Raw genomic sequence first — 25,381 nt, forward strand, 5'->3', positions numbered from 1 at the left:
GATCTATATGAACTGGGACCAAATACAAGGTAACTGGAAACAAGTCATTGGCCAGGCCAAGGAGCAATGGGGCAAGCTGACTGACGATGACTTTGACGTCGTCGCCGGTCGCCGCGACCAACTCGCTGGCAAGATCCAGGAACGCTACGGCGTGGCCAAGGACGAGGCCGAAAAACAGGTTACCGAGTGGCAACGCAAGGCGAGCGATTCGTGGTTCAAAAAGGACTAGAACTGACGAAGCGCATGGGCTGGGCCGTCACCGGGTGACTCAGTTCAATTGAGCACGCATGCAGCAGCAAGCGGTCCGCCATGGCGTGGACTTGCTGGCTGCCGTACAGTGCATCCCCGAGAATCGCATGTCCCATGGCCAGCAAGTGCACGCGCAGCTGGTGGGACCGTCCCGTCACGGGTTCCAGTTCGACCCGGGTGGTATTCAGGGCCGTGTCATGTGACAGCACGCACCAGCGTGTCATGCTGGGCTTGCCGGTCTGGTGGTCAATCACACGGCGTGGCCGGTTGGGCCAATCCACGATGATGGGCAAGTCAATCACTCCCCAGGTTTCAGGGGGCGCAGCCAGATGCCCCTCCACAATGGCGATGTAGCGTTTGGTCACGGCACGGCTGGCAAAAGCATGATTCAAGATGCGTTGTACCGCCGCTCCACGCGCCAGCACCATCACACCCGAGGTCGCCATGTCGAGCCGGTGCACGATTAGCGCATCTGGGTGAAGACCCTGTGCCCGTGCACTCAGGCAGTCTTGTTTGTCCTCACCGCGACCAGGCACCGACAGCAGACCCGCGGGCTTGTCCAGCACCAGCATGGCGTCGTCGGCGTACAGGACCGTGAGCTCAGCAGGGTGCATCGCTGATTTGCAGGAGCCGCTGCAAGGTCTCACACATCTCGTCCACGTCGTTGGGTTTGTGAATCAGTGCCCGCGCACCTTCTGCCAGCGCGCTTTGCTCAATCTCGGGGGTGACATAGCCGGAAGCCAGTGCCACCGGAAGCTCGGGGCGAATCAGGCGCGCCTCGCGTAAGAGTTCGACGCCGCTGTAGCCCGGCATGTTGTAGTCGGTCACCACCAGGTCGAAGTCCAGCGGGTGAGCCCGCAACGCGGCGACCGCGAGTCGGGGGTCCGTGAAGGTGCTCACCTCGAAGCCCCGTCGCGTGAGTGTGCGGTCCACCAGAAACACCAGCGCCTCGTCGTCATCAACATACATGACGTGTTTGCCCATGCCATCCACGGTCTTCGGCTTCGGTGTTTCCACTGGAACGGGTAGGACAGCGTCGCTGGCGACAGGAAAATAAAGGGTAAAAACGCTACCTGTATCGGGTGTGCTCTGCACGTCAACCGTGCCCTGGTGGGTGCGCATGACACCGTGAACCACGGCCAGACCCAAGCCCGTTCCCTGTCCCACGGGCTTGGTGGTGAAGAAGGGCTCGAAAACACGTTGCAGCGTATCGGCGTCGATGCCGCTGCCGGTGTCACGAACCGACAACCTGACATGCGGGCCCCGGGCTCCGCCCCGGCGCTCGACTGCCCCGGCACCCGTCGGCAGGTAGTAGCCGAGCTCGATGCTGACCGTGCCCCGGTGGGCGCCAATCGCGTGGATGGCGTTGGTACAAAGATTGAGCAGCGCCTGTTCCACCTGCGTGGCATCGGCCAGTACCGGCGGCGTGTCCGGGTCAATACTGACCAGCATTTCCACCGTCGGTGGTAGGGCAACCTTCATTAAATTGACAGTTTCTGCCACGACATCCGCCAATTGAATCGGAACCCGTTTCGGTGACTCATTGCGGCTGAAGGTCAGAATTTGCCGCACCAGATCGCGTGCCCGCCGACCGGCCTTGTCGATCTCGTTAAGGCTGACAAGCGCTGGTGACTGCGCTCCGGCGTCCTGCCGGGCGAGTTCCACGTTGCCAAGAATGGCGCTGATGATGTTGTTGAAATCGTGCGCGATGCCGCCCGCCATGGTTCCCACGGCCTGCATCTTGTGGGACTCCCGTAGCTGGGATTCCAGGGCATTGCGATGCGCCTCAATTTTTTTGCGGGCGGTGAGATCGCGGGCAAAAATGGTGGTGGTGTCGCCCTCCGGGTGATGCTCGAACGACACACTGGCTTCAATGGTGACTGTTCTTCCGCCCGCCGTGAGGGCCGTCATTTCGCCCAGCTGCGCATGGGTGGTGAGTTGGGCGTAGGTCAGTGTTCGAGGCGCGTCCGGCAGGAATCGTTCAAGTTGACTGCCCAGCGCTTCGGCGGGCGTGCACTGGAACAGCGCCGCAGCGGTGGGGTTGAAGATGGTGATGCAGTTTTCCTGGTCCACGCAAATGATCGCGTCGAGAGAGGAATTGATGATGGACGCCAAGCGGTTTTTGCTGAGCTGGAGTTCCTCATTGCGTTCCTGCAACTCTACTGCGCTGGTCTGCAAGGCGCGCCGCTGGGTCAGCAAGGGTCCCTGGTCAATGATGGCGCAAATAAAGTGCGCCAGTTCGTCTTGCGCATTTTCGATTCGGGCGATATGCAGGTCCCCGGTGAAAACACCGCCAGAACCACACGAAAATACCACTTCGGTGGTTTCACTGGTTCCCGCATCTTTGGCACTGGAGAAAGCCTGTGCGACATTGTCGACTTGCTCGGCGCTGACCAGTGGCAACAGGAAATTCAGCGGCGGATCATGCTCGAGAGGGCGAAAAAGACGCAACGCCATGGCATTGCTCTCCAGTACCAAGCCGTTTTCGTCCACCACCATCAGGGCCAGAGGCACGTTGGAAAAAAGGGTCAAGAAGCGTTCGGATGCGCCTTCTGCTGCGACCTGGCTGTACCGCAGTGCCTTGTTTTGTGACTCCAGTTCGGCCTGGTAGCTGCGCAGATCCTGAACGATTTGCGGCAGTGGCGACTTTCTACCCTTGGCCGGACTCCTCTTGGATGCAATCGCTTTCGGTTTCAAGCCTTAAACCTCAAACCGACTGCATTCAATTGACCGCTTGCTGCTTTTAGCGGGTTGGGGCATTTTTCAGCTTCCCGCGCACCGGCACCACCGTGGTAACAGTGGGGCGCACCGCGTCAGGCGACACCGGTTTGGGCGGGGCAGTGTCCTTTTTTGGCTTTTTGACCATCTTGTTGCTTTGCTGACCTTTTGCCATTTTGGGCTCCTAAGTTACATGCCCAGCCATTCGAATTGAGACTGGAACACATGATTATCTACGCACGACGGCGTCGCCTGGTTCCAGGTCAGATGCCTTTAGCGGACTGTTGGCCGTGACGTAGGCACGCAGCACATCGGCATCCACGAAGCCGCTGTTCACAAAGCTCGGGTGACCTGTCAGCTTGGGGTAACCGTCACCACCTGCTGCCTGGAAGTTGTTGACCGCCATGCGGTAGGTCTTTGTCGCCTCTAGGGGGGCATTCCTGATACTGGCGCTGCTGACGGCGCCAGCCGTGATGACCAGTTTGATGCCTGCGAACTGGGGGAAGGCCCCCGAGCCGGCTGACATTTTGGCGGCTGCGTTCAGATAGTCCATCACCTCGGCGCCGGACAAGTCGACGGTGACCACGGTGTTGCCGAAGGGCTGCACCTTGAGCACATCCTTGTAGGTGATCTTGCCCGCCGCCAGCGAGTCACGCACGCCGCCGGCGTTCAGCACGGCAAAGTCGGCCCTGGTTTTATCCATCATGGCGCGAGCAATCAAGACCCCCATCGCGGCAGGCTTGGCGCGCACCACGGCGCGGTCGCCTTCCAGTCGGGCGTCGGTGGCGCCGATTTCCATGCCGAGCTTTTCCTGACCAAAGGACTGGTAGGGCGACAGCAGCGCCAGCATCTCCTTGTCTTCGACAATTTCCTGGGCATAGGGCAGCAAGCTGGTCTTGCCGTCCGCCGCCTTGACCGGTTTTTTCAGGTTGATGGGGATGAGCGCGTATTTCACCAGTTTGAACTCGCCATTGCGGTATTCAAAGTCGGCCCGACCCACATACTTTCCCCATTCATGGGCCTGCACAATCCAGGTCCCATTCTGGCGGTCAGGCTGGCAGGGCGTGCCCGGTACATAGGCCCGGTCCAGCACATTCTCGGCCTTCATGCAGGCCGGATTCTGGGTGTGGCCACCGACCACCAGGTCGATGCCCTTGACGGTGCGCGCCATCTCCACGTCGCCAGCGGACTGGGTGCCATGCCTGCCGTCTTCATAGTGGCCCATGTGCGTGGCGGCAATCACCACATCGGCCTGGCGGCGCAGCTCCGGCATCACCTTGGTGGCTTCGGCAATCGCGCTGCGAAACTCGATGTTTTTCACGTTGTCCGGGTGCACCAGCTTGTAAGTGTCTTCGGTGGTCAGGCCCATCACACCGACGCGCACGCCGCCCAGTGAGAAGACCTTGTAGGGCGCAAACATGCGTTCGCCGCGCTCGTAGATGTTGGCCGACAGCATGGGGAACTGGGCCAGGTCGCGCTGCATCTTCAGCACCGGCAGCGGTTTGTCGAACTCATGGTTGCCGACAGCCATGGCCTGGTAACCGAGCAGGTTCATGCCCTTGAAGTCGGGCACGGCGTTTTGCAGGTCCGACTCGGGCACGCCGGTGTTGACATCGCCACCATCGAGCAGCAGGCTGTACCCGCCACTGGCGGCAACTTCATTTCGAATGCCGTCAATCACCGTTTTGCGCGCCGACATGCCATATTCGCCATCGCTGTTTCTCCAGAAGCGGCCATGGTGATCATTGGTGTGCATCACGGTGATGCGGTAGGTTTTGTCTTTCTCCGGGCCCGCAGTGGGGGAGATGGCACAGCCTGCCACGGAGGCAGCAATGAGCAGATAGACGGCGGGCCGGGAGAAGTTCATGGAGCATCCTGTTGTCGGTGGGGGTGGGACGGGGTGAGGACGATTATGGCTGCCCACGCGCACGATTAACGTTGAGTTCTGTCACCTGCGGCGCGGTATTGCCCCAGGCGTTGCGGATGTAAGTCAACACGGCGGCCGTCTCTTTGTCGTTCAGTTTCAGAACAAAAGGCGGCATGCCAAAGGGGCGTGGGTTGCCCGCCGTGGCAGGCGCATAGCCGCCAAACAAGAGCATCTGCACCAGGTTGGATGTATCGGCCAGGGTCACGGCGCGGTTGTTAGCCAGCGGCGGGTAGGCGCCATTGACCCCTTCTCCCTGCGCGCCGTGGCATTGCACGCAATGGGTCTCGTAAAGCTTGGCGCCATTGCCCGGCACCGGCCTGGCCGTCTCGCTGTGGGGCGCCGCCGGCCTCGTGTCTTGAAGCGAGGGAGTTACCAAGGACTTCAGATAGACTGTCATCGCGCTCAGGTCACTGTTGGACAGGTATTGCGTGCTGTTGCGCACCACCTCCGCCATGGGTCCCGTGGCCGATCCATTTGGCGACAGCCCCGTCTTGAGCAGGGCCACGACATGCTGCGTGTTCCCGCCCGCCACGCCGGCTTCAAGCGGGGAGCGCAATGAAGGGGCATAGCCGTTTTGCATCGGCATCATGCCGCCCGCCAGATCAAACCCACTCTTGGCGGCCCCCAATGCGTTTCGCGGGGTGTGGCAGGCACCGCAATGGCCCAAACCGCGCACCAGGTAGGCGCCCCGGTTCCAGCTGGCGGGCTTGGCGGTGTTGGCCTGGTAAACCCCCGGCGTGAAGTAGAGGGCGCGCCATATGACCAAGGCTGTCTGCGTCCCAAATGGCCAGCGCAACGCGTGGTCGGCATTGGGTTGCCGGCTGGGCGGCAGCGATTGCAGGTAGGCGAAGAGGGCGTCCGAGTCCGCCCGCGTGACTTGGGTGAAGCTGGCGTAGGGAAAAGCCGGATTCAGCAAACGCCCATCTTTGGCGCGGCCGTCGTGCATGGCCTGCCAGAAATCATTCGACGACCAACTGCCAAGGCCCGTGCTTGTGTCGGATGTCAGGTTGCTGGAATACACCGTGCCAAAGGGTGTCTCGATGCCGCGCCCGCCCGCAAATGGAGTCCCGCCCCGCGCCGTGTGGCAGGCCATGCAGTTGCCGGCCCGGGCCAGGTAGGCACCCTGGGCGACCTGCGCAGCCGCCGGGCCGACCCGGTTTGCTGGTATGGGCGTTGTCGCTGTTTTGTTCGTCGCCACAGGGACGGGGGCGCTGCCGCAACTCTGGCGCTGTGCGCCCGGAGGCACGGGTGGCAGGCTGGAGGCCGGTTTGGTGTTGGCCGGCAAGGCTTGCGAGGCCAGCCAGTGCGCCACGGCCGCCACGTCCTGGGGCGTGAGTTGCCCCGCGATGTGCGCCATGCAGTCGGGTGCCTGCGCGCGGCGCTGTCGGGTTTGCCAGGCCCCGAGCTGGGCGTTCAGGTAGTCGCGCGACAGCCCCAGCAGGCCGGGGATGTTGGGCGTCACGCCCGTCAGTGCCTGGCCATGGCACTGGCTGCAGGCGGGTATTTTTTTGCCCGCGTCGCCCTGCGTCACCAGCAGCTGGCCCCGCGCCAGCAGCTCTTTCGGCGCCAGGGCGGGCTGGGGCGGCGGATAGGGCAGGTCCAGCCGGGAGAAGTGCTGTGCGATCTCCATCAGATAGGCATCCGTCAGCGGATCGACCAGGCCCGTCATCAAGCCATAGTGGCGCCTGCCATCCCGAAAATTGAGCAACTGGTTATAGAGGTAGCCGGCCGGCTTGCCCGCCAGTCGCGGGTAGTAGCCGTCCGGGCCGGCCCGACCTTCTTTGCCGTGACAGGCGACACAGGCGAGGGTGCGCTGGGCCATGGTGTCTTCAAACTGCGGAGCCGCCGAGGTGTGTAAAGGCAGCCAGCCGAACAGGGCGATGGTCAGGAGGCGAGCGAAAAATGGAAACATGGGCAGGACGTGAATGCTAAAGGGGCACGTTCCGCAGCATAAAGAATGACGGGGGGCTGTTAAACGCGATTCTGGAATCGAAGGATTATGAGCGACGTGCAGCCACCCAGTCCTGGCCTCACCTGAGGCTCGACAACAACTTCTCCCTCGTTCCCCGCAACACTGTCCCTGCGTTTGAATTTATTCAATAATTTGAACAAAACAAGCCTCTAGCCCTCGTGGCATAAGCGCATGAAGCTATTTAATATATAGCAAATAAATGCGCTGTCCATGAGGGACAGCGATCCGGTCTGGCGATTCAGGCGCTTTTGAATGTGTCTGCGTGGCATCGCGTCATTTGACGGCGTTGAGCCGTTTGACACCCGCAACAAAACGCACCAGCGTCGCCGAGAGTACGCCGCGCGGGATTGTCGCCTCGATCAGCTGGAAACGCCCCCTCGTGACCCTGGCCTTGTCCAGCGCTGCCTTCAGTTCGGTCCGCGTTCCCACCCGAATGCCATCGCCACCCAGGCCTGCCGCCATCTCGGCAAAGCCCCAATGCCCCAGGTCGGTGAACGTGGACTCCGGCTGGAAGGTGCGCAGCATCTCCCAGCTGGCGTTGTTGAACACCAGCACGATTGGGTCCCAGCCGTAGCGCTTGCAGTTGCCCAGCTCCCAGCCAGTCATCTGAAATGCGCCGTCACCCACCAGAATCAGCGGGCGCTGACCGGTGGCGGCCTGCAGACCCAGGCCGGCCGGCACGCCAAAGCCCATGGTCGCGTAGTAGCCCGGTGCCACCAGCGCCGTGTGCTCGATCTCCATCGCCGTGAACAGGCAGTCGCCCATGTCCGAGGCAATCGGCATCTTGCCGTGTTCGAGCATCAAGTCATTGACCGCGGTGGCGATGTCGGTTGGCGTGATCGTTGCCGAATCGGCCACCATGCCATACGCAAAAGCCTGGCGCTTCACGGAAAACACCTTTTCTTCGGTACCAAGACACAGCAGCAGGCGATCAACCACCGCGGCCAGCGGCAATTGCGAGTAGGTGTGATAACCGATGGAGACCCGGCCATCGAGCGCCTGAATCGTCTTGCGCATGTCGATCTTGGTTTCGGACACGGCGAAATTGGTGTCGCAAATAATCTCGCCGAGCAGGAACAGCCCATCCGAGCTTTCGACCAGTTGGGTCACTTCCGGAAAACCGGCGACACCCATGTAGGTGCCAAGCAGTGGCGCATCCTGGTCGGCCAGCAAACCGCGGCCCATGAAGCTGGTCACCACCGGAATGCCGAGGCGTCGTGACAACACCGCGACTTTGTCTTCGAGTCCGTAACGGCGCACTTCGACGCCCGCCATCAATACCGGTGACTTGGCCTGGGCCAGTCGTTGAAGAATCTCATCCACGCAGGCATTGAGCGCGTCCTGATCAACCGGCAGGGCGAGCTCGGCTAGCACTGGCTGACAGGGCACAGCCACCATATCGCGGGGAATCTCGATGTAGACCGGTTCGGATTTACGCAGGCAACTGGCCAGTACGCGGGCGATGTCCGCGGGCGCGCGCTCGGCGTCATCGAGTCGCACCTGATCGCAGGTGATTTCCTTGAAGATCTGAAACTGCGAATCGAGTGTCTTGGCCTGATGGTGTAGCAGCAGGCCGGAACGCGACTCGCCCTTGCCGGGTCCGCCGGAGAGCACGACCAGCGGGGACTTCTCGGCAAAGGCCGCAGCCACCGCGTTGACCATGTTCAGCGCACCGGCGCCGTAGGTCACAGCGGCCACACCGAGACCGCAGTTGATGCGCGCCGATGCGTCGGCGGCAAAACCAACACCGGGTTCGTGCGACAGGGTGTAGAGCGGCAGAATCTGCGATTCTTCGATGACGCGGAAATAAGGCAGCGCGAAGTCACCGGGGATGCCAAAGATTTGGCGCGCGCCGTGCGCCTTGAGGGCGTGCAGCAAGGATTCAGTGAGATTCATGCGCGGGTGCTCCGGGTTCATGTGATGAAAAAATTATGGAGCGAACCCGTCGCACGAAGCCGTCGAAATTCAGCCTGTCACGGCCCCGCTGCACACGTTTCGTGCGCTTTCCCGGCGCGGGTGCCGGCACACCCCGAAAACCCTGACCACGCAGCAGACCTCAAGGTCGCGCGATATTCTCTCGGGCGGAGAAGGCTAGCCAGCGTTGGCGTCGACCAGGCCAGGTCGCAGCCCCCGCAACACGGCATGTGCGTTGAGTGAGCGGATCGGGATGCTGACATCGCTGGGGATGCGCTGCTCCACCTGCAAGGTCCGGTAACGTAGGCAGGACACGCGCAAGAAACTTGAAAAATTGGGGATATCGCCGCGGTGTTCCAGCAGTTCATCGTAGAGCCTGGAGAGCAGTTGCGGCACCGTCATGCCGTCGCGGGCGCCGATTTCCTCCAGCGTGTCCCAAAACAGGTTTTCCAGCCGGACACTGGTGACCACGCCGTGCAGGCGGATGCTGCGCGTGGTGGCTTCATAGCTTTGCGGATTGGCGCGGACAAAAATTTGACACATGCCGGTCTCCTTCGCGTATCAAAAAAGTAGCCCCAAAGCATAAGCGCCGGGGCTGCTTGTGGCTAGTGGGTAATTTTCGTACCCAGCAAGGCCATGAACTGCGACAGCCAGGCGGGGTGCGCCGGCCAGGCGGGCGCGGTGACGTATTGACCGTCGGTGACGGCGGCGTCGATGGCAATCTCGGCAAAGATGGCGCCCGCCAGCTCTACCTCCGGCCGGCAGGCCGGGTAGGCGCTGATGCGCTTGCCCCGGATGATGCCGGGCACGGCGGCCAGCAGTTGGGCGCCGTGGCACACGGCCGCAATCGGCTTGCCGGCGTCGGCAAACTCTTTGGTGATCGCCAGCACACGGGGGTTGAGCCGCAAATACTCGGGGCCGCGTCCGCCGGGGATCAGCAGCGCGTCATAGTTGGCGGTGTTGACCTCGGCAAAGCTGAAGTTCAGGCCAAAGTGGTGGCCCGGTTTTTCGCTGTAGGTCTGCGCCCCTTCGAAGTCGTGAATTGCGGTCATGACGTAGTCGCCGGCTTTCTTGTCCGGACACACCGCGTGCACGGTGTGGCCGACGGCGAGCAGGGTCTGGAAGGGCACCATGGTTTCGTAGTCTTCACCATAGTCGCCGCACAGCATCAGAATTTTCTTGGCCATCACAGTCTCCTTGAAAGTTGGAGCGGCCAGTGTGCGGCGTCGGCTCCCCGTATGGGTAACAGCGCATTACTACGGCACTAAGCGTTTACCCCAGTAGCACGCTGTGGGCTTCGCTTTTGGCGTTTGTGCGCCGGCCCAGCAAGCGGGAGCGCTGCAGGGCGAAGAATTCGAGCACACCCCAGACCAGGCAGGCCGGAATGGCGAGTGCGCGAAAAAAAGCGGCTTTGTGCAACATGGTGTGAGAGCCTGAAGGCCCGTAGTTGGATGAACAGACAAGTTAGTCGCATCCTGTGACAGCTTCGTGTCAGTGCCGAATTACGACGCCGGCATACGCACGAGTTGCGCTTGCGGTGTTACCGACGGTATGCTTGCCCGCGATGCTTTTAGCCCTGCAACCACCGCCCCAAGGTCGTCGTGACCGCACTTAAGTTGCCCGAACTGGACGCGCTGGAGCGCATCATTGAATTGGGCGCCGGCCGGTTGGAGTCGCGCGTGGTCTGTGAAGTGAATTTGCCGGGCGGCGGCGCCTACCCGGTGCATGTGATCACGCTGGGCAACCCGGCGCGCGAGGTGCCGGCCGTGGGTTATTTTGGCGGTGTTCATGGCCTGGAGCGCATCGGTGCCGGTGTGGTGATTGCCTACCTGCAAAGCCTGGTCATGCGCCTGCAATGGGACAGCACGCTGCACAAACAGCTCGAATCGGTGCGGCTGGTGTTCATGCCCATTGTCAACCCCGGCGGCATGGCGCTCGGCACGCGGGCCAATCCCCACGGCGTGGACCTGATGCGCAACGCGCCCGTGGAGGCAAGCGATCCCGTGCCTTTTCTGGTGGGCGGTCAGCGCCTCAGCGCCGGCTTGCCCTGGTACCGCGGCCCCAAGTCCAAACCGATGGAAATCGAGAACCAGGCGGTGTGTGATGTGGTGAACACCGAACTGCTGTCGCGTGACTTCAGCCTGTCGGTGGACTGCCATTCGGGCTTCGGCGCCCGCGACCGTATCTGGTTTCCCTATGCGCACAAGCGTGCGCCCATCACGCACCTGGCCGAGATGCATGCGCTGAAGAGCATTTTTGTCCAGTCGAACAGCCACCACCGCTACATCATCGAGCCGCAAAGCCTGCAGTACCTGGCGCATGGCGATATTTGGGACTATTTGTACCTGCAATCCTGTGTCCAGCCGCAGCGCGTGTTTTTGCCGCTCACGCTGGAGATGGGCTCCTGGCTCTGGGTCAAGAAGAATCCGCGTCAGCTGTTCACGCGCCACGGCATTTTTAACCCCTTGATTGAACACCGGCAGCAGCGCGTGTTGCGCCAGCATCAGCTCTTGCTGGATTTCCTGTCGCGCGCCGCCTGCGGCCACCCGCTTTGGTTGCCGGGGAGCGAAACCCGCGCCCAGCACCATGCGCAGGCGCTGCAAGACTGGTACTGAGGTCGCATGAACGCCGATAGTTACACCTCATTCACCTGGATTTTCCTGCGCGGCTTGACACGCGAGAGCCGGCACTGGGGCGACTTTGTCGGGCAATTTCAGCAGGCGCTGCCGGACAGCCGGGTCGTGACGCTGGACCTGCCCGGCAACGGCCAGCTGAACCAGCAACGCAGCCCGCTGCGCGTGCAGGACATGGTGGCCCACTGTCGCGCCCAGCTCGCCGCACGCCAGATCGCGCCGCCCTACCATGTGCTGGCCATGTCGCTCGGTGCCATGGTGGCCGCGGCCTGGGCGCAAGCATATCCGCAAGAGTTGGCTGCCAACGTGCTCATCAATACCAGCATGCGACCCTTCAACCCGATTTGGCAGCGCCTTCGTCCCTCCAACTATGGCGTTTTGGCGAAACTGGTTCTGTTGGGCGGAACGCCCGAGGTGTGGGAGCGCAGCATCCTGCGCATTACGAGCAACCACGCCATCGACGACGTATTGCCACGCTGGCTGGCGCTGCGACGAGACCGGCCCGTGTCACGCGGCAATGCGCTGCGGCAACTGGTCGCCGCCGCCGGTTTTCGTGCGTCCGGCGTCAAGCCGCTGGTCCCCACACTGCTGCTGGCCAGCGCGCAGGATCATCTGGTTTCGGTTGAATGCTCCAAAACGCTGGCTCGGCACTGGCAGTGCGATCTGCGCCTGCACCCCAGCGCGGGTCACGATCTGCCGCTGGACGACGGTCCGTGGGTGGCGGCGCAGGTTCGGGTCTGGCTGTTTGACAGCGCCGCGTACACTGCCAGCGCCCATGAATGAACTCAAGTCTCTGGAAACCCTCGGCATCACCCTGCCAGGCCCGATGTATATGCTGGGCGCCATCGTCTTTGGCATCGTGGGTTATGCGGCGTACCGGTACGGCAAGAAAGCCGCGCTGCCCGCACCCAAATGGATAGGGGTCGCACTCATGCTCTACCCGTATGCCATTTCAGCGACCTGGTTGCTGTATGCCGTCGGGGCTGCCCTGTGCCTTGGGCTCTACGTTTACCGGAAATAAAGGGCATGGGGATTGCGGCGACAATCTAGCTCCAATTTTCACTATTCGTTTGGCCCACCAAACATTTTTCATGTCCAGTACGTCCAACTTTGAGGTCCGGCCCGCAACACTGCGCGATGCCAAGGCAATTGCCGAAATTCATGTCAGTGCCAGCCAGGCTGCATTCAAGAGCGTCGTTCCCGGTGAACAGATGCCTGCCATCCCCGTCGACAAAAGCCAGGCCTACTGGCGCGACGCCATTGAGTTCAACGAACCCCAGGTTTATGTAGCGGTCGATGAGGGGCAAGTCGTCGGCTTTGTCGGTTTCGACCGTTCGCGTGACAAGGGCACGCCCAACACCATGGGTGAAATCTGGGCGATCTATGCCGCCACGTCGCATTGGGGACAGGGCGTTGGCCTGGCACTGTGGGACGCCGCCCGCGACGGTTTGCTGGAAGAGGGCTGCACCAAAGTCACGCTGTGGGTCCCCTTGGGTAACGAGCGCGCCCTGCGTTTTCACGATCTGGCCGGCTTCAAACGGGAGATGACCAGCATCAAGACCGTGGCCATCGGCACCGTCAAAGTGGAAGAAATCCGGATGAAACGCGACCTGAGCTGATCAAGTGCGGCGCAGCACCACGCTGCCTATCGAATAGCCGGCCCCGAAGGAGCAGATCACGCCCACTTCGCCGGCCTGGATGTCATCGTGGTGGCGGTGAAAGGCGATGATCGAGCCCGCTGAGGCCGTGTTGGCAAATTCGTCCAGAATCACCGGTGCGTCGTCGCGCGAAGCATCGCGTCCCAGCAGTTTTCGGCCAATCAGCTGGTTCATGGCCAAGTTGGCCTGATGCAACCAGAAGCGGCGTACCCCGGCGGGCGTCAGACCATGTTCCGCGAGGTGATGGGTGATGTGCTCGGCCGCCATCGGACACACTTCCTTGAAGACTTTGCGGCCCTCCTGGTAGAACAGCTGATCGCGGTCCTCTGGATTCCGGTCTTCACTGCGCGACATATAGCCTGCGTTGTTGCGAATGTTGTTGGAGAACGTGGTGAGCAAGCGTGTGCCGATGATCTCAAACGCGCCGGCGGGCGCGTTCTCCAATCGCTCAACCAGGATGGCGGTACAGACATCGCCAAAGATGAAATGGCAGTCCCGGTCTTTCCAGGCCAGATGGGGCGAGGTGATTTCCGGATCAACCACCAAAATGGCGCGGGCCGAGCCGGTCTTGACGGCGTTGACCGCCATCTCAATGGCAAAGGTGGCCGATGAACAGGCCACATTCATGTCAAAGCCGAAGCCCTTGATGCCCAGCGCCGTCTGGATTTCCACCGCCATGGCCGGGTAGGCCCGCTGCATATTGGCGCAAGCGCAAATCACGCCGTCAATATCCTCGGCCTGTTTGCCAGCGCGTGCCAGCGCATCCCGCGCCGCAGCCACGCCAATTTCAGCCATCAGGGAAATTTCGGTATCGGGGCGGGCTTGCAGGCGCGGCCGCATGCGCTTGGGATCGAGTACACCGGTTTTTTCCATCACGTAGCGTTGCTTGATGCCCGAGGCTTTCTCGATGAACTCGACGCTTGAGGGCGGGATGGCGCGGCGCGTGCCTGCTTCAATGTCGCCCGCATGGCTGGCGTTTTCCAGCTCGGCGAAGCTGTTGAAGGCTGCAACCAGCTCTTCATTGCTGATGACCTCAGGCGGGGTATAAAGTCCGGTACTGCTGATGGCGACACGATGCATAGCGATTGTCCTGAAAAGTAGGGGGTTGGAGCGGTCCAACAAAGCGGCGATTATCGGCCGAGTCGCCCTGGCTTCCCGGCCATGGATGTTCGACCCGCCTGGACTGCGGCGACAATCTCGCTTTGCCCGATGGCACCCAACCCCAGAAAGCTCCAACCTATGGCCAGCAGCCTGCTCGCACTGATTGACGACATTGCCACCGTACTGGACGACGTGGCCCTTTTGACCAAAGTGGCCGCCAAGAAAACCGCCGGTGTACTGGGGGATGATCTGGCCCTGAACGCCCAGCAGGTCGCGGGTGTCAAAGCCGACCGTGAGCTACCGGTGGTCTGGGCGGTGTGCAAAGGCTCATTCGTCAACAAGGCGATTCTGGTGCCGTCGGCGATTGCCATCAGCGCGCTGGCGCCCTGGGCGGTGACGCCGCTGTTGATGGTGGGTGGCGCTTATTTGTGCTTTGAGGGTTTCGAAAAACTGGCGCACAAGTTCTTGAGCAACAGCGCCGAGGAGGCGCGTCACCGTGCCCAACTGGTGCAGGCGCTGGCCAACCCGTCGATCGACCTGGTGGCGCTGGAGAAGGAAAAAATCAAGGGCGCCGTACGAACCGATTTCATCCTGTCGGCCGAGATCATTGCCATCACGCTGGGCACGGTGCAGAGCAGCCCGCTGGCCACGCAAGTAAGCGTCCTGAGTGGCATCGCCGTGCTAATGACGGTCGGCGTCTATGGCCTGGTGGCGTGCATTGTCAAGCTGGACGATGGCGGGCTCTACCTCAGTCAACAAGCGGGTGACGATGTCGCGGCTCGGATTCGGCGCCGTGTGGGGCGGGGCATTCTCAGGTTTGCACCTTACCTCATGAAGGGCTTGTCTATTGCCGGAACCGCGGCCATGTTTCTGGTTGGGGGAGGCATCTTGACGCATGGTATTCCCGCGGTGCATCATGCGATTGAGCAATGGAGCTCGGGCGTGGGCACAGCCCTGCAATCGCTTGTTCCCTTGCTGCTGGATGCGGTCGCCGGCATTTTGGCCGGCGCGGCGGTATTGGCCTGCGTGGCAGTGGTGAAACGGGTGAGGCAAGGTTTTTCTTGATTATTCTGGCCACTAGCCCATATGGAATAAGCGCTTTAAGCTATTGAATATATAGCAAATTGAATGTACTGACGGAAGTGGATTGTTCTTGTTTCACAGCATCACATGAACGCCCTGAGACCCGATTGGAGGCGGATTGATTATGAAAATGTTGAGACTGCCGCGCTCGAAAGTCCAGATCGGTACGCCCTTGCCATGGAACGTGCGTGACGCCGAGGGCCTGCTGTTGCTGTCGAGGGGGCATGTCGTCGAGAGCGAGCATCAGCTTGAACTCCTGCTCCAGCGTGGCGCCTTTGTGGATGCGGAAGAAGTCAGGCTGGTAGAGCGCAATGCCGAGCCAGAACAAGCCAAGGCCCCCGTAGCACCGCCCAATCTTTTTGGTTTGTGGGAGCAGACGGCGGAAGGTTTGAAAAAACTGCTGACTGACGTGACCCAACAGCCTGATTTTGCCGAACGTGTGGATCAGTTTGCGCATCACGTTCTGGAACTTGTCGACCTCAACCCGGACGTCGGCATTTACCGCAGTGTGCGCCAGGACAATGCCAAGAATTTTTATTACGGTTACAGCCATTCGGTGCATACCGCCGTGCTGTGCATTTTGATGTCCCGTCATCTGCGCTGGCCCACGGAGCGCGTGATGAGCCTGGTCAAGGCGGCGCTCACCATGAACATAACGATTCTGGACCTGCAGGGACAAATGGCGGGGCAGGATGTACCCATGAAGGACAAACAGCGGGCCGCCATTCAAGCGCATCCCGCTCAATCCGTTGAATTGCTGGAGAAGGCCGGTGTGACCGATAGCGACTGGCTGGCCGCCGTCGCGCAGCACCATGAGCGACCCGATGGAAGCGGCTATCCGCTTGGGCGCGAGGATGTCTGCGAGATGGCCGTCGCGCTGCGGGTGGCGGATGTGTTCATGGCAAAAATAAGCCCTCGTGCCCTGCGCGCGGCATTGTCACCGCAAGAGGCGGTTCGTGAGCTCTATCGCGAGGACAAGGGCGGTGTCCTGTCGACAACCGTCATCAAAGAGTTTGGAATCTATCCGCCCGGTGATTTTGTCAAACTCGCCTCAGGCGAGCTGGGCGTCGTGGTTCAGCGGACCGGGAACGCACGGGCACCCATCGTGGCCGCCATCACGGACACCGCCGGGCGTCCCGTCGCCCGGACCGTACGTCATGACACGGGACAAGCTGCCTTTGCAATTGTGGGCAATGTGGCTGACAAAGCGATGCTGATGCGTTTGCCGCCTGAACGTTTGTACGGCTTCTCCGCCGCACCGCCTGCCCAGGAGACGCCGCCTACCGCCCAGTCGCATTGAGCCGTAAGCGCTGGCGCCCTGCAGTCGCTGCCGGATCAGGCCTCGCCACCAAAGCGCTGGGTCAGATTGTCGATGTACTGCTCAATCATTTTTTCGAACTCCGACTCCACCACGGGCGCCACCACCATTTTCATCAGGCCGGGCAGGGGAATGCTGAGGTCACCCGTGATTTGCAGCACGATGTGTGTGGATTTCTTCTTGTCGCTAATCTTCCAGCTGCCCGACACCAGTGCGTTTCCTTCGCCTTTGACCGGTGTCCAGACGACCGTGCCTTTGGCGCTGTCGGACACATACTTCGACGCGTAGATGGTTTGCAGGTGGATCTGCGCGATCCCGATTTTTGCCATTTCCCAACGATAAGTGCCGTCCCCGAGGTCGACCAGTTTGTCCACCTTGGGAAAGAAGCTGGCCGAGGTGGGGACATCAGAAAGAACGTCAAAGACGTCTTTGGCACTGGCTTTGACTTCAAATTCGTAGCCAAGATCGATGTTTACGTTGATGGTCATGGGCAGCTCGCGTGAGTTATTGATGGGCAGTCGCGAGGCAATGGTACACGCCTGAAATCAAGCCGTGTACCATCCGCTGTCATGAAAGTTGATCCCGCCATTGTTCAAATTTTTGCCGAAAACGTTCGGGCAGAAATTATTGTGCGTCCGACAGGTATCAAGCTTGACCCGGCCATCATTCAAAAAATCAAGCAACAGGTTCCGATTTTCAAGGGCATGACGCCCGACTGCCTGATGCGAACCCTGGCGGTCGCCGAATACTATCCGGTCAAGGCTGGGGAGGTCGTTTTCAACGAGCGGGACATTGGTGATTCTTTTTTTGTCCTGATCGCCGGTGAGGTGCTGGTTGAAAAACTCAGGAATGGCCAGGTGGTTGAACTGGCCCGGCTCAGCGCGGGCCACTGTTTTGGCGAGATGGCGCTGGTCGGCAACCACCTGCGATCTGCCACAGTGCGCGCGACGCGTGACGCCATGACCATGCGCTTTTACAGGGAACTCATTGATGCGCACCCCGAAAGTGCGCATGTCATCTACCGCAATATTGCCAGCATTCTCGCCAATCGTCTGGACGAGTCCAGCGTGATGCTGGCCGACCTGGTCGGGCAGACGAGGGTCACTTAGGTCAGCATGCGGTCTTTTGCGACGAAATATTTGCGTGCGTAGGCGACCAGTTGTCCATCACTCGGATGGTCCACGGTTTCCACGCCGACCACCTTGTCCGACATGGCGGGGTCGTGCGTGTGAATATGTTTGACTAGCTGCAATTTTGCCTGCGCCGGGCCGACCACCAGAATCTCTTGTGCGCCTTTCAATGCCTCGACGACGGCGTGATAATAGTCTTTGTCTTCGGGTTGGCGTCCAGAGCCTATGCTGCCACTTTTGGCGTGCAAATGAGCATGCGGCTTGGTGGGGAGAACAAGCGATTTCTCCACCTCTCCCGCTGTGATGTGCATGACATGGGCTTCAGATTGGTCGAGCCAGACAACAGCGTGATAGTGCGACATGTTTTCCTTTTGGGTTTGTTAAGCCATCAGCTTATGCTCTTGCCTAAGGGCATATATTGATGAAGGTCAAAATTGCCTGATTCACACCCGCCATTGCTTTTGCCGCATTTTTCATGACCATTCTTCTCGCGCCCATGGAGGGCCTGCTGGACTTTGTGCTGCGCGACATTCTGACCCGGGTGGGCGGGGTGGACCGCTGCGTCTCGGAGTTCATCCGCGTCACCAATACCTTGTTGCCTGATCGGGTTTTTTTCCGTGTCGTGCCTGAGTTGCTCAATGGCGGGCGCACTTTCGCCGGCGTCCCGGTGCGGGGGCAGTTGCTGGGTTCAGACCCGGTCTGCCTCGCGGAAAACGCCGCCTGCCTGGCGGCCCTGGGGCCCACCGGCGTTGACCTGAATTTTGGCTGCCCGGCCAAGGTGGTGAATCGCCATGGCGGCGGCGCCGCCTTGCTGGACGACCCCGAGCTTCTTTTGACCATCGTGTCGGCGGTACGCCGCGCCGTGCCGGCCCACCTGCCGGTGTCGGCCAAGATGCGCCTGGGCTTTAACGACGATTCGCGTGCCGTGGAATGTGCGCTGGCCATTGAAGGCGGTGGCGCGACCGAGCTGGTGGTGCACGCTCGTACCAAGGCAGATGCTTACCGCCCTCCGGCCTACTGGGAACGCATTGTGGATATTCGTGCGGCGGTGCGCATTCCGGTGGTGGCCAATGGCGAGATATGGACAGTGCAGGACGCCTTGCGTTGTCGCGAGGTGTCAGGCTGCGACACGCTGATGCTGGGTCGCGGTATGGTCACCGACCCGGGACTGGCGTTGGCGATCAAGGCGGCCATCGCCCACCCTGAGCGCCAGCCGTGGGGGACTTCACTGCTGGATTCGCCGTCCAGTGCCGGTGCGTCCATGCATCCTGCCGTGTCCTGGCAGACGCTGCTGCCGCTGATTTCCGATTTCTGGCGCCTGGTGTGTGCCCGGCTGGAGCGCCGCCAGCAGGCCGGGCGACTCAAGCAGTGGCTCAATTTTTTGCGTCGCAGTTACCCGGAAGCCGAGCTGGCCTATATGGCCTTGCGCACCCTCAACGAACCGGCGGCCATTGACCAATGGTTGGCCTGCGCCGGCTTTTGTGCCGATGTCCGCGTCGACTTATGGGAACCTCTGTAAATTCACATTTTTGTCATTGCGAGCGCAGCGCGGCAATCCAGGGGACTTGGATTGCCGCGCTGCGCTCGCAATGACGAACTTATAGTCATGTCCTTATGCTTCGAATCGGGCGACTCCAATAGCTGCTCTCAGCGTTACAGTATTTTTATTTTTGATCGAGGAAACTTCCATGAAAACCAAAGCCGCCGTCGCCTGGAAAGCAGGCCAACCCCTGACCATCGAAACCGTGGACCTGCAAGGCCCCAAGTTTGGTGAAGTGCTGGTCGAGATCAAGGCCACCGGCATTTGCCACACCGACTACTACACGCTCTCCGGCGCCGACCCGGAAGGCATCTTCCCGGCCATCCTGGGCCATGAAGGCGCCGGCATCGTGGTCGACGTCGGTCCCGGCGTCACCACGCTGCAAAAAGGCGACCACGTCATCCCGCTCTACACGCCCGAATGCCGGCAATGCAAGTTCTGCCTGTCGCGCAAGACCAATTTGTGCCAGCTGATCCGCGGCACCCAGGGCAAGGGCCTGATGCCCGACGCCACCAGCCGCTTCAGCCTGAATGGCGAGCCGATCTTTCATTACATGGGCACCAGCACCTTCAGCAACTACACCGTGGCGCCCGAGATTTCGCTGGCCAAGATCCGCAAGGACGCGCCGTTTGACAAGGTCTGCTACATCGGCTGCGGCGTCACCACCGGTATCGGCGCCGTGCTGTTCACGGCCAAGGTCGAGGCCGGCGCCAACGTCGTGGTGTTCGGCCTGGGCGGCATCGGCTTGAACGTGATCCAGGGCGCGAAGATGGTGGGCGCCGACAAGATCATCGGCGTCGACCTGAACCCGGCGCGCGAAGCGATGGCGCGCAAGTTCGGCATGACGCACTTCCTGAACCCGAAAGACATCGAGGCGGCGGGCGGCAACATCGTGGACGCTATTCAGCAGCTCACCGACGGCGGCGCCGACTACAGCTTTGAGTGCATCGGCAACACCCGGGTCATGCGCCAGGCGCTGGAGTGCACGCACAAAGGCTGGGGCCGCTCCATCATCATCGGCGTGGCCGAAGCCGGCGCCGAGATCAGTACCCGGCCGTTCCAGTTGGTGACCGGGCGCAAATGGGAAGGCTCGGCCTTCGGCGGTGCGCGCGGGCGCACCGATGTGCCAAAAATCGTGGACTGGTACATGGAAGGCAAGATCAACATCGACGACCTGATCACCCACACCATGCCGCTGGAAGACATCAACAAGGGCTTCGAACTGATGAAGAGCGGCGAATCCATTCGTGGTGTCGTGATTTATTGATGAAATTGGCCTCTATCGCTCTAGGAATAAGCGCTAATAGCTATCAAATAAGTAGCTAAATGAACACTGCTTCCCTTGAAATTCTGAGCGAGCATGCCTGCTTTGGCGGTGTGCAGCGCTTTTACCAGCACGCCTCCGTCGAGATCGGGCTGCCGATGCGCTTCTCGGTTTACCTGCCACCGCGGGCGGCGATCGACCGGGCTGGCGGTAAAGTGCCGGCCCTGCTGTATCTGGCCGGGCTGACCTGCAATGAAGAAACCTTCATGGCCAAGGCCGGGGCGCAACGCATGGCGGCCGAGCTCGGCCTGGCGCTGATTGCCCCCGACACCAGCCCGCGCGGCGCCGGTGTACCCGGCGAGACCGAGAGTTGGGACTTTGGTGTCGGCGCCGGTTTTTATCTGGATGCGACGCAAGCGCCCTGGTCACAGCACTACCGCATGGAGAGTTACATCGTCTTGGAGCTGGTGCCGCTGCTGGCGAAAACCTTACCCGTTGACGTAGAGCGGCTGGGCATTTTGGGTCATTCCATGGGCGGCCATGGCACCTTGACGCTGGCGCTCAGGCATCCCCGCCTGTTCAAGTCAGTGTCCGCGTTTGCGCCGATCTGTGCGCCCACCCAATGTCCGTGGGGGCACAAGGCGTTCTCGGGTTACCTGGGCGCCGACACGGCGCAGTGGGCGATCCACGATGCCAGCGCACTGATGGGCAAATGCGCCAACGCGCCGTACCCGGCCGGCATCCTGATCGACCAGGGACTGGCCGACAAGTTCTTGCCCACGCAACTGAATCCGCAGCTGTTTGAAGCCGCCTGCGCCCAGGCAGGGCAGCCATTGACGCTGCGCCGCCATGCCGGTTACGACCACGGGTATTACTTCATCTCGACCTTCATGGCCGACCATCTGGCGCATCACGCGCAAACGCTGCTGGCCGGTTGAACCCCAAGCCAGGGCGCTGCCGCCATGGAGCCGCCACGCGCGGCGCCGGATGGGTAGTGACCTTTGCGCAAAAACCTGCCCCCACGATGCCCGGTGATCGCCAGGCTTAACGTGAAAGTCAGAGCCACATGCCGCTGTGGGGCATGTGGATGGTTTGCGACGGACTGCCGCTGAGCACGAACGAGCCGATCACAAAGCTGAGCACGGCGATGAAAATGCTGGCAAAAAAGGCGGTCCAGAAACTGGAGACCGTGAAGCCCCGGACCACCGACGAGACCAGCAAGATCATCAGGGCATTGATCACCAGCAGGAACAGTCCGAAGGTCAAAAATGTCAGCGGCAAAGTCAGGACGACGAGCAACGGCTTGATGATGGCGTTCGCAAAGCCAAGCAGCAGCGCCGAGATGATCAACGATGCCGTGTCGGTGAATTTGATGCCGCTGAAAATGTGACTGGCCACCCAGAGCGACAGCGCGGTGATAGCCCAATGCAGAACGAAGGGCGTGAGGTTATCAAGCATGTCAGGTGGCCTGGTGTGTTACCGGTAATCGCTGACCGGCACGCAGGAGCACTGCAGATTGCGGTCACCGTACACGTTGTCCACGCGGCCCACCGGCGGCCAGTACTTGACCTGTTTCAGCGTCGCCAGCGGGAAGCCGCCGACTTCGCGCGAGTAGGGTCTGTCCCACTCGGTCCCCATCAAGGAAGCGGCGGTATGCGGTGCGTGCTTGAGCGGGTTGTTGTCCTGCGGCCATTCACCGCGTTCGACTTTGGCAATTTCCTCGCGGATGGCGATCATGGCGTTGATGAAACGGTCCAGCTCGTCCAGTGTTTCGCTCTCGGTCGGTTCCACCATCAGCGTGCCGGGCACCGGAAAACTCAACGTCGGCGCATGAAAACCGTAGTCCATCAGGCGCTTGGCCACATCTTCGGCCGAAATGCCGTTGGCGCCGCCACTGCTTTCCTTCAAGGGCCGCAAGTCCAGAATGCACTCGTGCGCCACATGGCCGTTGGCGCTGGCGTAGAGGGTGGGGTAGTGGTCTTTCAGGCGAGCGCTGATGTAGTTGGCGCTCAGGATGGCGACCTCGGTCGCCGCCTGCAGGCCCTCGGCGCCCATCATGCGGCAGTACATCCAGCTGATCGGCAGCACGGCCGCATTGCCCAAGGGCGCGGCCGAGATGGCGCCCACGCCATTGACCGGAAGTCCCCCCGTGGCGTGGCCCGGCAGGTAAGGCACCAGGTCAGCCACCACACAGACGGGGCCGACACCGGGGCCGCCACCGCCGTGCGGAATGCAGAAAGTCTTGTGCAGGTTCAGGTGGCTGACGTCGCCGCCGAATTCGCCGGGGGCGGCCACGCCGACCAGCGCATTCATGTTGGCGCCGTCCACATAGACGCGGCCACCGTGGGAATGCACCAGGGCGCACAGCTCCTTGACGCTGGTCTCAAATACGCCGTGCGTGCTGGGGTAGGTGATCATCACCGCCGCCAGATGCTGGCTGTGCTGTTCGCACTTGGCCTGCAGGTCGGCGATGTCGACATTGCCTTGCGCGTCGCAGGCCGTGACCACCACGGTCAGGCCCGCCATGTGGGCGCTGGCCGGGTTGGTGCCGTGGGCGCTGGAGGGAATCAGGCAGATATTGCGGTGGCCCTGGCCATTCGCTTCATGGTAGGCCTTGATCACCAGCAGTCCGGCATATTCGCCTTGCGAACCGGCGTTGGGCTGCAGGCTGATGCCGGCATAACCCGTCGCCTGGCACAGCCAGGCGCGCAATTGCTCGTCCAGCTCGCGGTAGCCTTGCAACTGCTCGTGCGGCGCAAACGGGTGCAGGGATGCAAACTCCGGCCAGGTGATGGGGATCATCTCGCTGGTGGCATTGAGCTTCATAGTGCAGCTGCCCAGCGGGATCATGCTGCGGTCCAGCGCCAGGTCCTTGTCGCTCAGGCGCCGGATGTAGCGCAGCATGCCGGTCTCGGAGTGGTGCGTGTTGAAGACTGGGTGCGTCAAAAAGGGGCTGGCGCGGCGCAAGGCGGTGGGGATCAGGGACTCCACGCCCATCTCGAAATCGCTGACCTGCGGCAGCGTTTGCCCGTCCTTGGCGAAAAAGCCCCAGAGTTGCTCCAGGTTGTCGCGGGTGGTGGTCTCGTCCAGCGATACGCTCAGGCTGGTTTTTGAGGTAAATCGGAGGTTAGCCCCCGTAGAACGTGCGCGAGTAGCTATTGAATCTGTAGCATCTTCGGTGTTGACGGTCAGGGTGTCAAACGCACTGGCGTTGCCGAGGGCGTAACCCATGTCCTGCAGACCGCGCGCCAGGATCGCGGTGTAGGTCGCGACGCGCTGGGCAATGCGTTTGAGGCCTTGCGGGCCGTGGTAGACCGCATACATGCTGGCCACCACCGCGGGCAAGACCTGCGCGGTGCAGATGTTGGAAGTCGCTTTTTCCCGGCGAATGTGTTGTTCGCGCGTTTGCAGCGCCAGCCGGTAAGTGGGCTGGCCGTGCACGTCGATGCTCACGCCCACCAGACGGCCGGGCATGGAGCGCTTGAATTCGTCACGGCACGCCAGGTAGGCCGCGTGCGGGCCGCCGTTGCACATCGGCATGCCAAAGCGCTGCGTGGTGCCGACCACGATGTCGGCATTCCATTCACCGGGAGGGGCCAGCAAGGTCAGCGCCAGCAAATCGGCGGCCACGATGAAGGCCGCCTGTTTGGCGTGCACCGTGGCCACGTCGGGGCGCATGTCTTCAATCGAGCCGCTGCTGGACGGGTACTGAATCAGCACCGCAAAGTAGTCGCGATTCGCCAGCCAGCCATTCCACTGCTCGGCTGACTGCGCGACCAGCACCTCAATGCCCAGTGGCGCCGCGCGCGTCTGAATGACTTCAATCGTTTGCGGATGGCAGTCGCCGGCCACGATAAAAGTGTTGCTTTTGCTCTTGACGCTGCGTTTGGCCAGCGTCATGGCTTCGGCCGCTGCCGTGGCTTCGTCCAGCATGGAGGCGTTGGCCATCGGCATGCCGGTGAGGTCCGCGATCATGGTCTGGAAATTCACCAGCGCTTCCATGCGGCCCTGACTGATCTCGGCCTGGTAGGGCGTGTAGGCGGTGTACCAGGCGGGATTTTCCAGAATGTTGCGCAGAATCACGCCCGGCGTGTGGGTGTCGTAATAACCCTGGCCGATATAGCTTTTGAAAACCTGATTTTTGGATGCAATCGCCTTGAGCTCAGCCAGTGCCGCTGCCTCGGTGATCGCCGCCGGAATATCCATGCGGCTGTGGCGGGCGATAGAGCGGGGCACGATACCGTCGATCAGCTCGCGGCGTGAACTCGATCCCACGACCTTGAGCATCAAGGCCTCGTCGGTCTCGTCCACGCCAATGTGGCGGGCGACGAATTCGCTGGCGTTCTCCAGCTCGTCCAGGGGTTTGGCGGATTGCATCAACATAATTTTTTCCAGCTAGAGGGGAGGATGGGGACGGCAATTTTTCGACGGGCCGCCCCTAGAAAAATTAGCCCCCTCGGGGGCACATCTTTAGGCGTTGGCGGCGAAGCTGGTGTAGCTGGTCTCGTCCATCAGGGCGTCCAGCTCGGCGGGGGCGGCCAGTTTGACCTTGAAGAACCAGCCCGCGCCCAGCGGGTCGGAGTTGGCCAGGGAAGGGTCAGCGCGCAGGGCCTCGTTCACCTCGGTGACTTCGCCGCTGACGGGCATGTAGACGTCAGCAGCGGCCTTGACCGACTCGACCACGCCGGCGATGTCTTTGGCCGCCAGGGTCGCGCCCACTTCCGGCAGGTCCACAAATACGACATCGCCCAGGGCGTCTTGCGCGTGGTGGGTGATGCCCACGATGGCTGTGTCGCCGTCAACTTTGAGCCATTCATGGTCGGGGGTGTATTTGATCGTCATGAGGTGTTCTCCTGAAAAAGTTATAGCAATGA

Annotated in this window: 26 protein-coding genes and 1 pseudogene; 11 read left to right on the forward strand and 16 right to left on the reverse strand. The window is 61.3% G+C overall.

Going from position 1 to position 25,381, the window contains the following annotated elements; genetic code table 11:
* Window positions 1-7: 7 nt before the first annotated feature.
* Complete coding sequence (locus tag C5P05_RS09415; protein WP_114969583.1) at window positions 8-229, forward strand: CsbD family protein; 222 nt, start codon at window positions 8-10, stop codon at window positions 227-229.
* On the opposite strand, the gene C5P05_RS09420 is transcribed toward C5P05_RS09415, so the two are convergent.
* From C5P05_RS09420 to C5P05_RS33645, 10 genes and pseudogenes are all read right to left on the reverse strand, one after another.
* Window positions 216-863 carry a pseudouridine synthase gene (locus C5P05_RS09420; RefSeq protein WP_114969584.1) on the reverse strand — a complete coding sequence of 216 codons (648 nt, stop codon included), beginning with the start codon at window positions 861-863 and terminating at the stop codon, window positions 216-218. The genes C5P05_RS09415 and C5P05_RS09420 overlap by 14 nt on opposite strands.
* Complete coding sequence (locus tag C5P05_RS09425) at window positions 850-2,946, reverse strand: PAS domain-containing sensor histidine kinase (RefSeq protein ID WP_114969585.1); 2,097 nt, start codon at window positions 2,944-2,946, stop codon at window positions 850-852. The genes C5P05_RS09420 and C5P05_RS09425 overlap by 14 nt, the downstream gene beginning before the upstream one ends.
* Window positions 2,947-2,992: 46 nt before the next feature.
* Entirely contained in the window at window positions 2,993-3,142 is a 150-nt protein-coding gene (locus tag C5P05_RS34020) for a hypothetical protein (protein ID WP_198674682.1), read from the reverse strand.
* Between the two features lie 54 nt (window positions 3,143-3,196).
* Window positions 3,197-4,834 carry a bifunctional UDP-sugar hydrolase/5'-nucleotidase UshA gene (gene ushA / locus C5P05_RS09430; protein ID WP_114969586.1) on the reverse strand — a complete coding sequence of 546 codons (1,638 nt, stop codon included), beginning with the start codon at window positions 4,832-4,834 and terminating at the stop codon, window positions 3,197-3,199.
* Window positions 4,835-4,877: 43 nt separating this feature from the next.
* The gene (locus C5P05_RS35120) at window positions 4,878-6,149 is read right to left on the reverse strand and encodes a cytochrome c (protein ID WP_420130737.1); all 1,272 of its coding nucleotides are present in this window, start codon (window positions 6,147-6,149) and stop codon (window positions 4,878-4,880) included.
* 48 nt (window positions 6,150-6,197) lie between these two features.
* A pseudogene (locus tag C5P05_RS35265) lies at window positions 6,198-6,806 on the reverse strand (c-type cytochrome); the annotation flags it as partial.
* 333 nt (window positions 6,807-7,139) lie between these two features.
* A complete protein-coding gene (gene ipdC, locus C5P05_RS09440; RefSeq protein ID WP_114969587.1) occupies window positions 7,140-8,762 on the reverse strand; it encodes an indolepyruvate/phenylpyruvate decarboxylase in 1,623 nt (540 codons plus the stop codon).
* A gap of 195 nt (window positions 8,763-8,957) precedes the next feature.
* Window positions 8,958-9,323, reverse strand: a complete 366-nt coding sequence (locus C5P05_RS09445; RefSeq protein WP_114969588.1) for a ribbon-helix-helix domain-containing protein — start codon at window positions 9,321-9,323, stop codon at window positions 8,958-8,960.
* Between the two features lie 62 nt (window positions 9,324-9,385).
* Window positions 9,386-9,967, reverse strand: a complete 582-nt coding sequence (locus tag C5P05_RS09450; RefSeq protein ID WP_198674683.1) for a DJ-1/PfpI family protein — start codon at window positions 9,965-9,967, stop codon at window positions 9,386-9,388.
* An 85-nt stretch (window positions 9,968-10,052) separates the two neighbouring features.
* Complete coding sequence (locus C5P05_RS33645) at window positions 10,053-10,202, reverse strand: hypothetical protein (RefSeq protein ID WP_157979276.1); 150 nt, start codon at window positions 10,200-10,202, stop codon at window positions 10,053-10,055.
* A 179-nt stretch (window positions 10,203-10,381) separates the two neighbouring features.
* Between C5P05_RS33645 and C5P05_RS09455 the strand changes: the two genes are divergently transcribed.
* The 4 genes from C5P05_RS09455 (at window position 10,382) to C5P05_RS09470 (ending at window position 13,032) form a co-directional block, all read left to right on the forward strand.
* A complete protein-coding gene (locus C5P05_RS09455) occupies window positions 10,382-11,395 on the forward strand; it encodes a M14 family zinc carboxypeptidase (protein WP_114969590.1) in 1,014 nt (337 codons plus the stop codon).
* Between the two features lie 6 nt (window positions 11,396-11,401).
* Window positions 11,402-12,196, forward strand: coding sequence for an alpha/beta fold hydrolase (locus C5P05_RS09460; protein WP_114969591.1), 795 nt, complete (start codon window positions 11,402-11,404; stop codon window positions 12,194-12,196).
* Complete coding sequence (locus C5P05_RS09465) at window positions 12,189-12,434, forward strand: hypothetical protein (RefSeq protein ID WP_114969592.1); 246 nt, start codon at window positions 12,189-12,191, stop codon at window positions 12,432-12,434. Before C5P05_RS09460 ends, C5P05_RS09465 begins: the two co-directional genes overlap by 8 nt.
* A 70-nt stretch (window positions 12,435-12,504) precedes the next feature.
* The gene (locus C5P05_RS09470) at window positions 12,505-13,032 is read left to right on the forward strand and encodes a GNAT family N-acetyltransferase (RefSeq protein WP_114969628.1); all 528 of its coding nucleotides are present in this window, start codon (window positions 12,505-12,507) and stop codon (window positions 13,030-13,032) included.
* Here C5P05_RS09470 and C5P05_RS09475 read toward each other — a convergent pair whose 3' ends face one another.
* Window positions 13,033-14,151 (reverse strand): beta-ketoacyl-ACP synthase III, encoded by a 1,119-nt coding sequence (locus tag C5P05_RS09475; RefSeq protein WP_114969593.1) that lies wholly within the window; start codon window positions 14,149-14,151, stop codon window positions 13,033-13,035. It lies immediately after the preceding gene.
* Window positions 14,152-14,310: 159 nt separating this feature from the next.
* On the opposite strand from C5P05_RS09475, the gene C5P05_RS09480 reads away from it, so the two are divergent.
* Window positions 14,311-15,237 carry a DUF808 domain-containing protein gene (locus C5P05_RS09480; protein WP_114969594.1) on the forward strand — a complete coding sequence of 309 codons (927 nt, stop codon included), beginning with the start codon at window positions 14,311-14,313 and terminating at the stop codon, window positions 15,235-15,237.
* Window positions 15,238-15,379: 142 nt separating this feature from the next.
* The gene (locus C5P05_RS09485) at window positions 15,380-16,555 is read left to right on the forward strand and encodes an HD-GYP domain-containing protein (protein WP_114969595.1); all 1,176 of its coding nucleotides are present in this window, start codon (window positions 15,380-15,382) and stop codon (window positions 16,553-16,555) included.
* 35 nt (window positions 16,556-16,590) lie between these two features.
* Here C5P05_RS09485 and C5P05_RS09490 read toward each other — a convergent pair whose 3' ends face one another.
* Window positions 16,591-17,061, reverse strand: a complete 471-nt coding sequence (locus C5P05_RS09490; RefSeq protein WP_114969596.1) for an SRPBCC family protein — start codon at window positions 17,059-17,061, stop codon at window positions 16,591-16,593.
* Between the two features lie 81 nt (window positions 17,062-17,142).
* On the opposite strand from C5P05_RS09490, the gene C5P05_RS09495 reads away from it, so the two are divergent.
* Window positions 17,143-17,682, forward strand: a complete 540-nt coding sequence (locus tag C5P05_RS09495; RefSeq protein WP_114969597.1) for a cyclic nucleotide-binding domain-containing protein — start codon at window positions 17,143-17,145, stop codon at window positions 17,680-17,682.
* On the opposite strand, the gene C5P05_RS09500 is transcribed toward C5P05_RS09495, so the two are convergent.
* A complete protein-coding gene (locus C5P05_RS09500; RefSeq protein WP_114969598.1) occupies window positions 17,679-18,065 on the reverse strand; it encodes a translational machinery protein in 387 nt (128 codons plus the stop codon). The two genes, C5P05_RS09495 and C5P05_RS09500, sit on opposite strands and share 4 nt — an antisense overlap.
* A 113-nt stretch (window positions 18,066-18,178) precedes the next feature.
* Between C5P05_RS09500 and C5P05_RS09505 the strand changes: the two genes are divergently transcribed.
* The 3 genes from C5P05_RS09505 to fghA all read left to right on the forward strand — a co-directional run bounded on the left by C5P05_RS09505 (window position 18,179) and on the right by fghA (window position 21,445).
* The gene (locus tag C5P05_RS09505; protein ID WP_114969599.1) at window positions 18,179-19,222 is read left to right on the forward strand and encodes a tRNA dihydrouridine synthase; all 1,044 of its coding nucleotides are present in this window, start codon (window positions 18,179-18,181) and stop codon (window positions 19,220-19,222) included.
* A gap of 169 nt (window positions 19,223-19,391) precedes the next feature.
* On the forward strand, window positions 19,392-20,510 hold the full coding sequence (locus C5P05_RS09510) for an S-(hydroxymethyl)glutathione dehydrogenase/class III alcohol dehydrogenase (protein ID WP_114969600.1): 1,119 nt from the start codon (window positions 19,392-19,394) through the stop codon (window positions 20,508-20,510).
* 59 nt (window positions 20,511-20,569) lie between these two features.
* Complete coding sequence (gene fghA, locus C5P05_RS09515; protein ID WP_114969601.1) at window positions 20,570-21,445, forward strand: S-formylglutathione hydrolase; 876 nt, start codon at window positions 20,570-20,572, stop codon at window positions 21,443-21,445.
* A gap of 118 nt (window positions 21,446-21,563) precedes the next feature.
* On the opposite strand, the gene C5P05_RS09520 is transcribed toward fghA, so the two are convergent.
* From C5P05_RS09520 to gcvH, 3 genes are all read right to left on the reverse strand, one after another.
* A complete protein-coding gene (locus C5P05_RS09520; RefSeq protein WP_114969602.1) occupies window positions 21,564-21,965 on the reverse strand; it encodes a phage holin family protein in 402 nt (133 codons plus the stop codon).
* An 18-nt stretch (window positions 21,966-21,983) separates the two neighbouring features.
* The gene (gcvP, locus tag C5P05_RS09525; RefSeq protein WP_114969603.1) at window positions 21,984-24,890 is read right to left on the reverse strand and encodes an aminomethyl-transferring glycine dehydrogenase; all 2,907 of its coding nucleotides are present in this window, start codon (window positions 24,888-24,890) and stop codon (window positions 21,984-21,986) included.
* A gap of 87 nt (window positions 24,891-24,977) precedes the next feature.
* Entirely contained in the window at window positions 24,978-25,349 is a 372-nt protein-coding gene (gene gcvH / locus C5P05_RS09530; protein WP_114969604.1) for a glycine cleavage system protein GcvH, read from the reverse strand.
* Window positions 25,350-25,381 lie beyond the last annotated feature (32 nt).

Origin of the sequence: Rhodoferax ferrireducens (assembly GCF_003347515.1) — a bacterium.
GTDB lineage: Bacteria > Pseudomonadota > Gammaproteobacteria > Burkholderiales > Burkholderiaceae_C > Rhodoferax.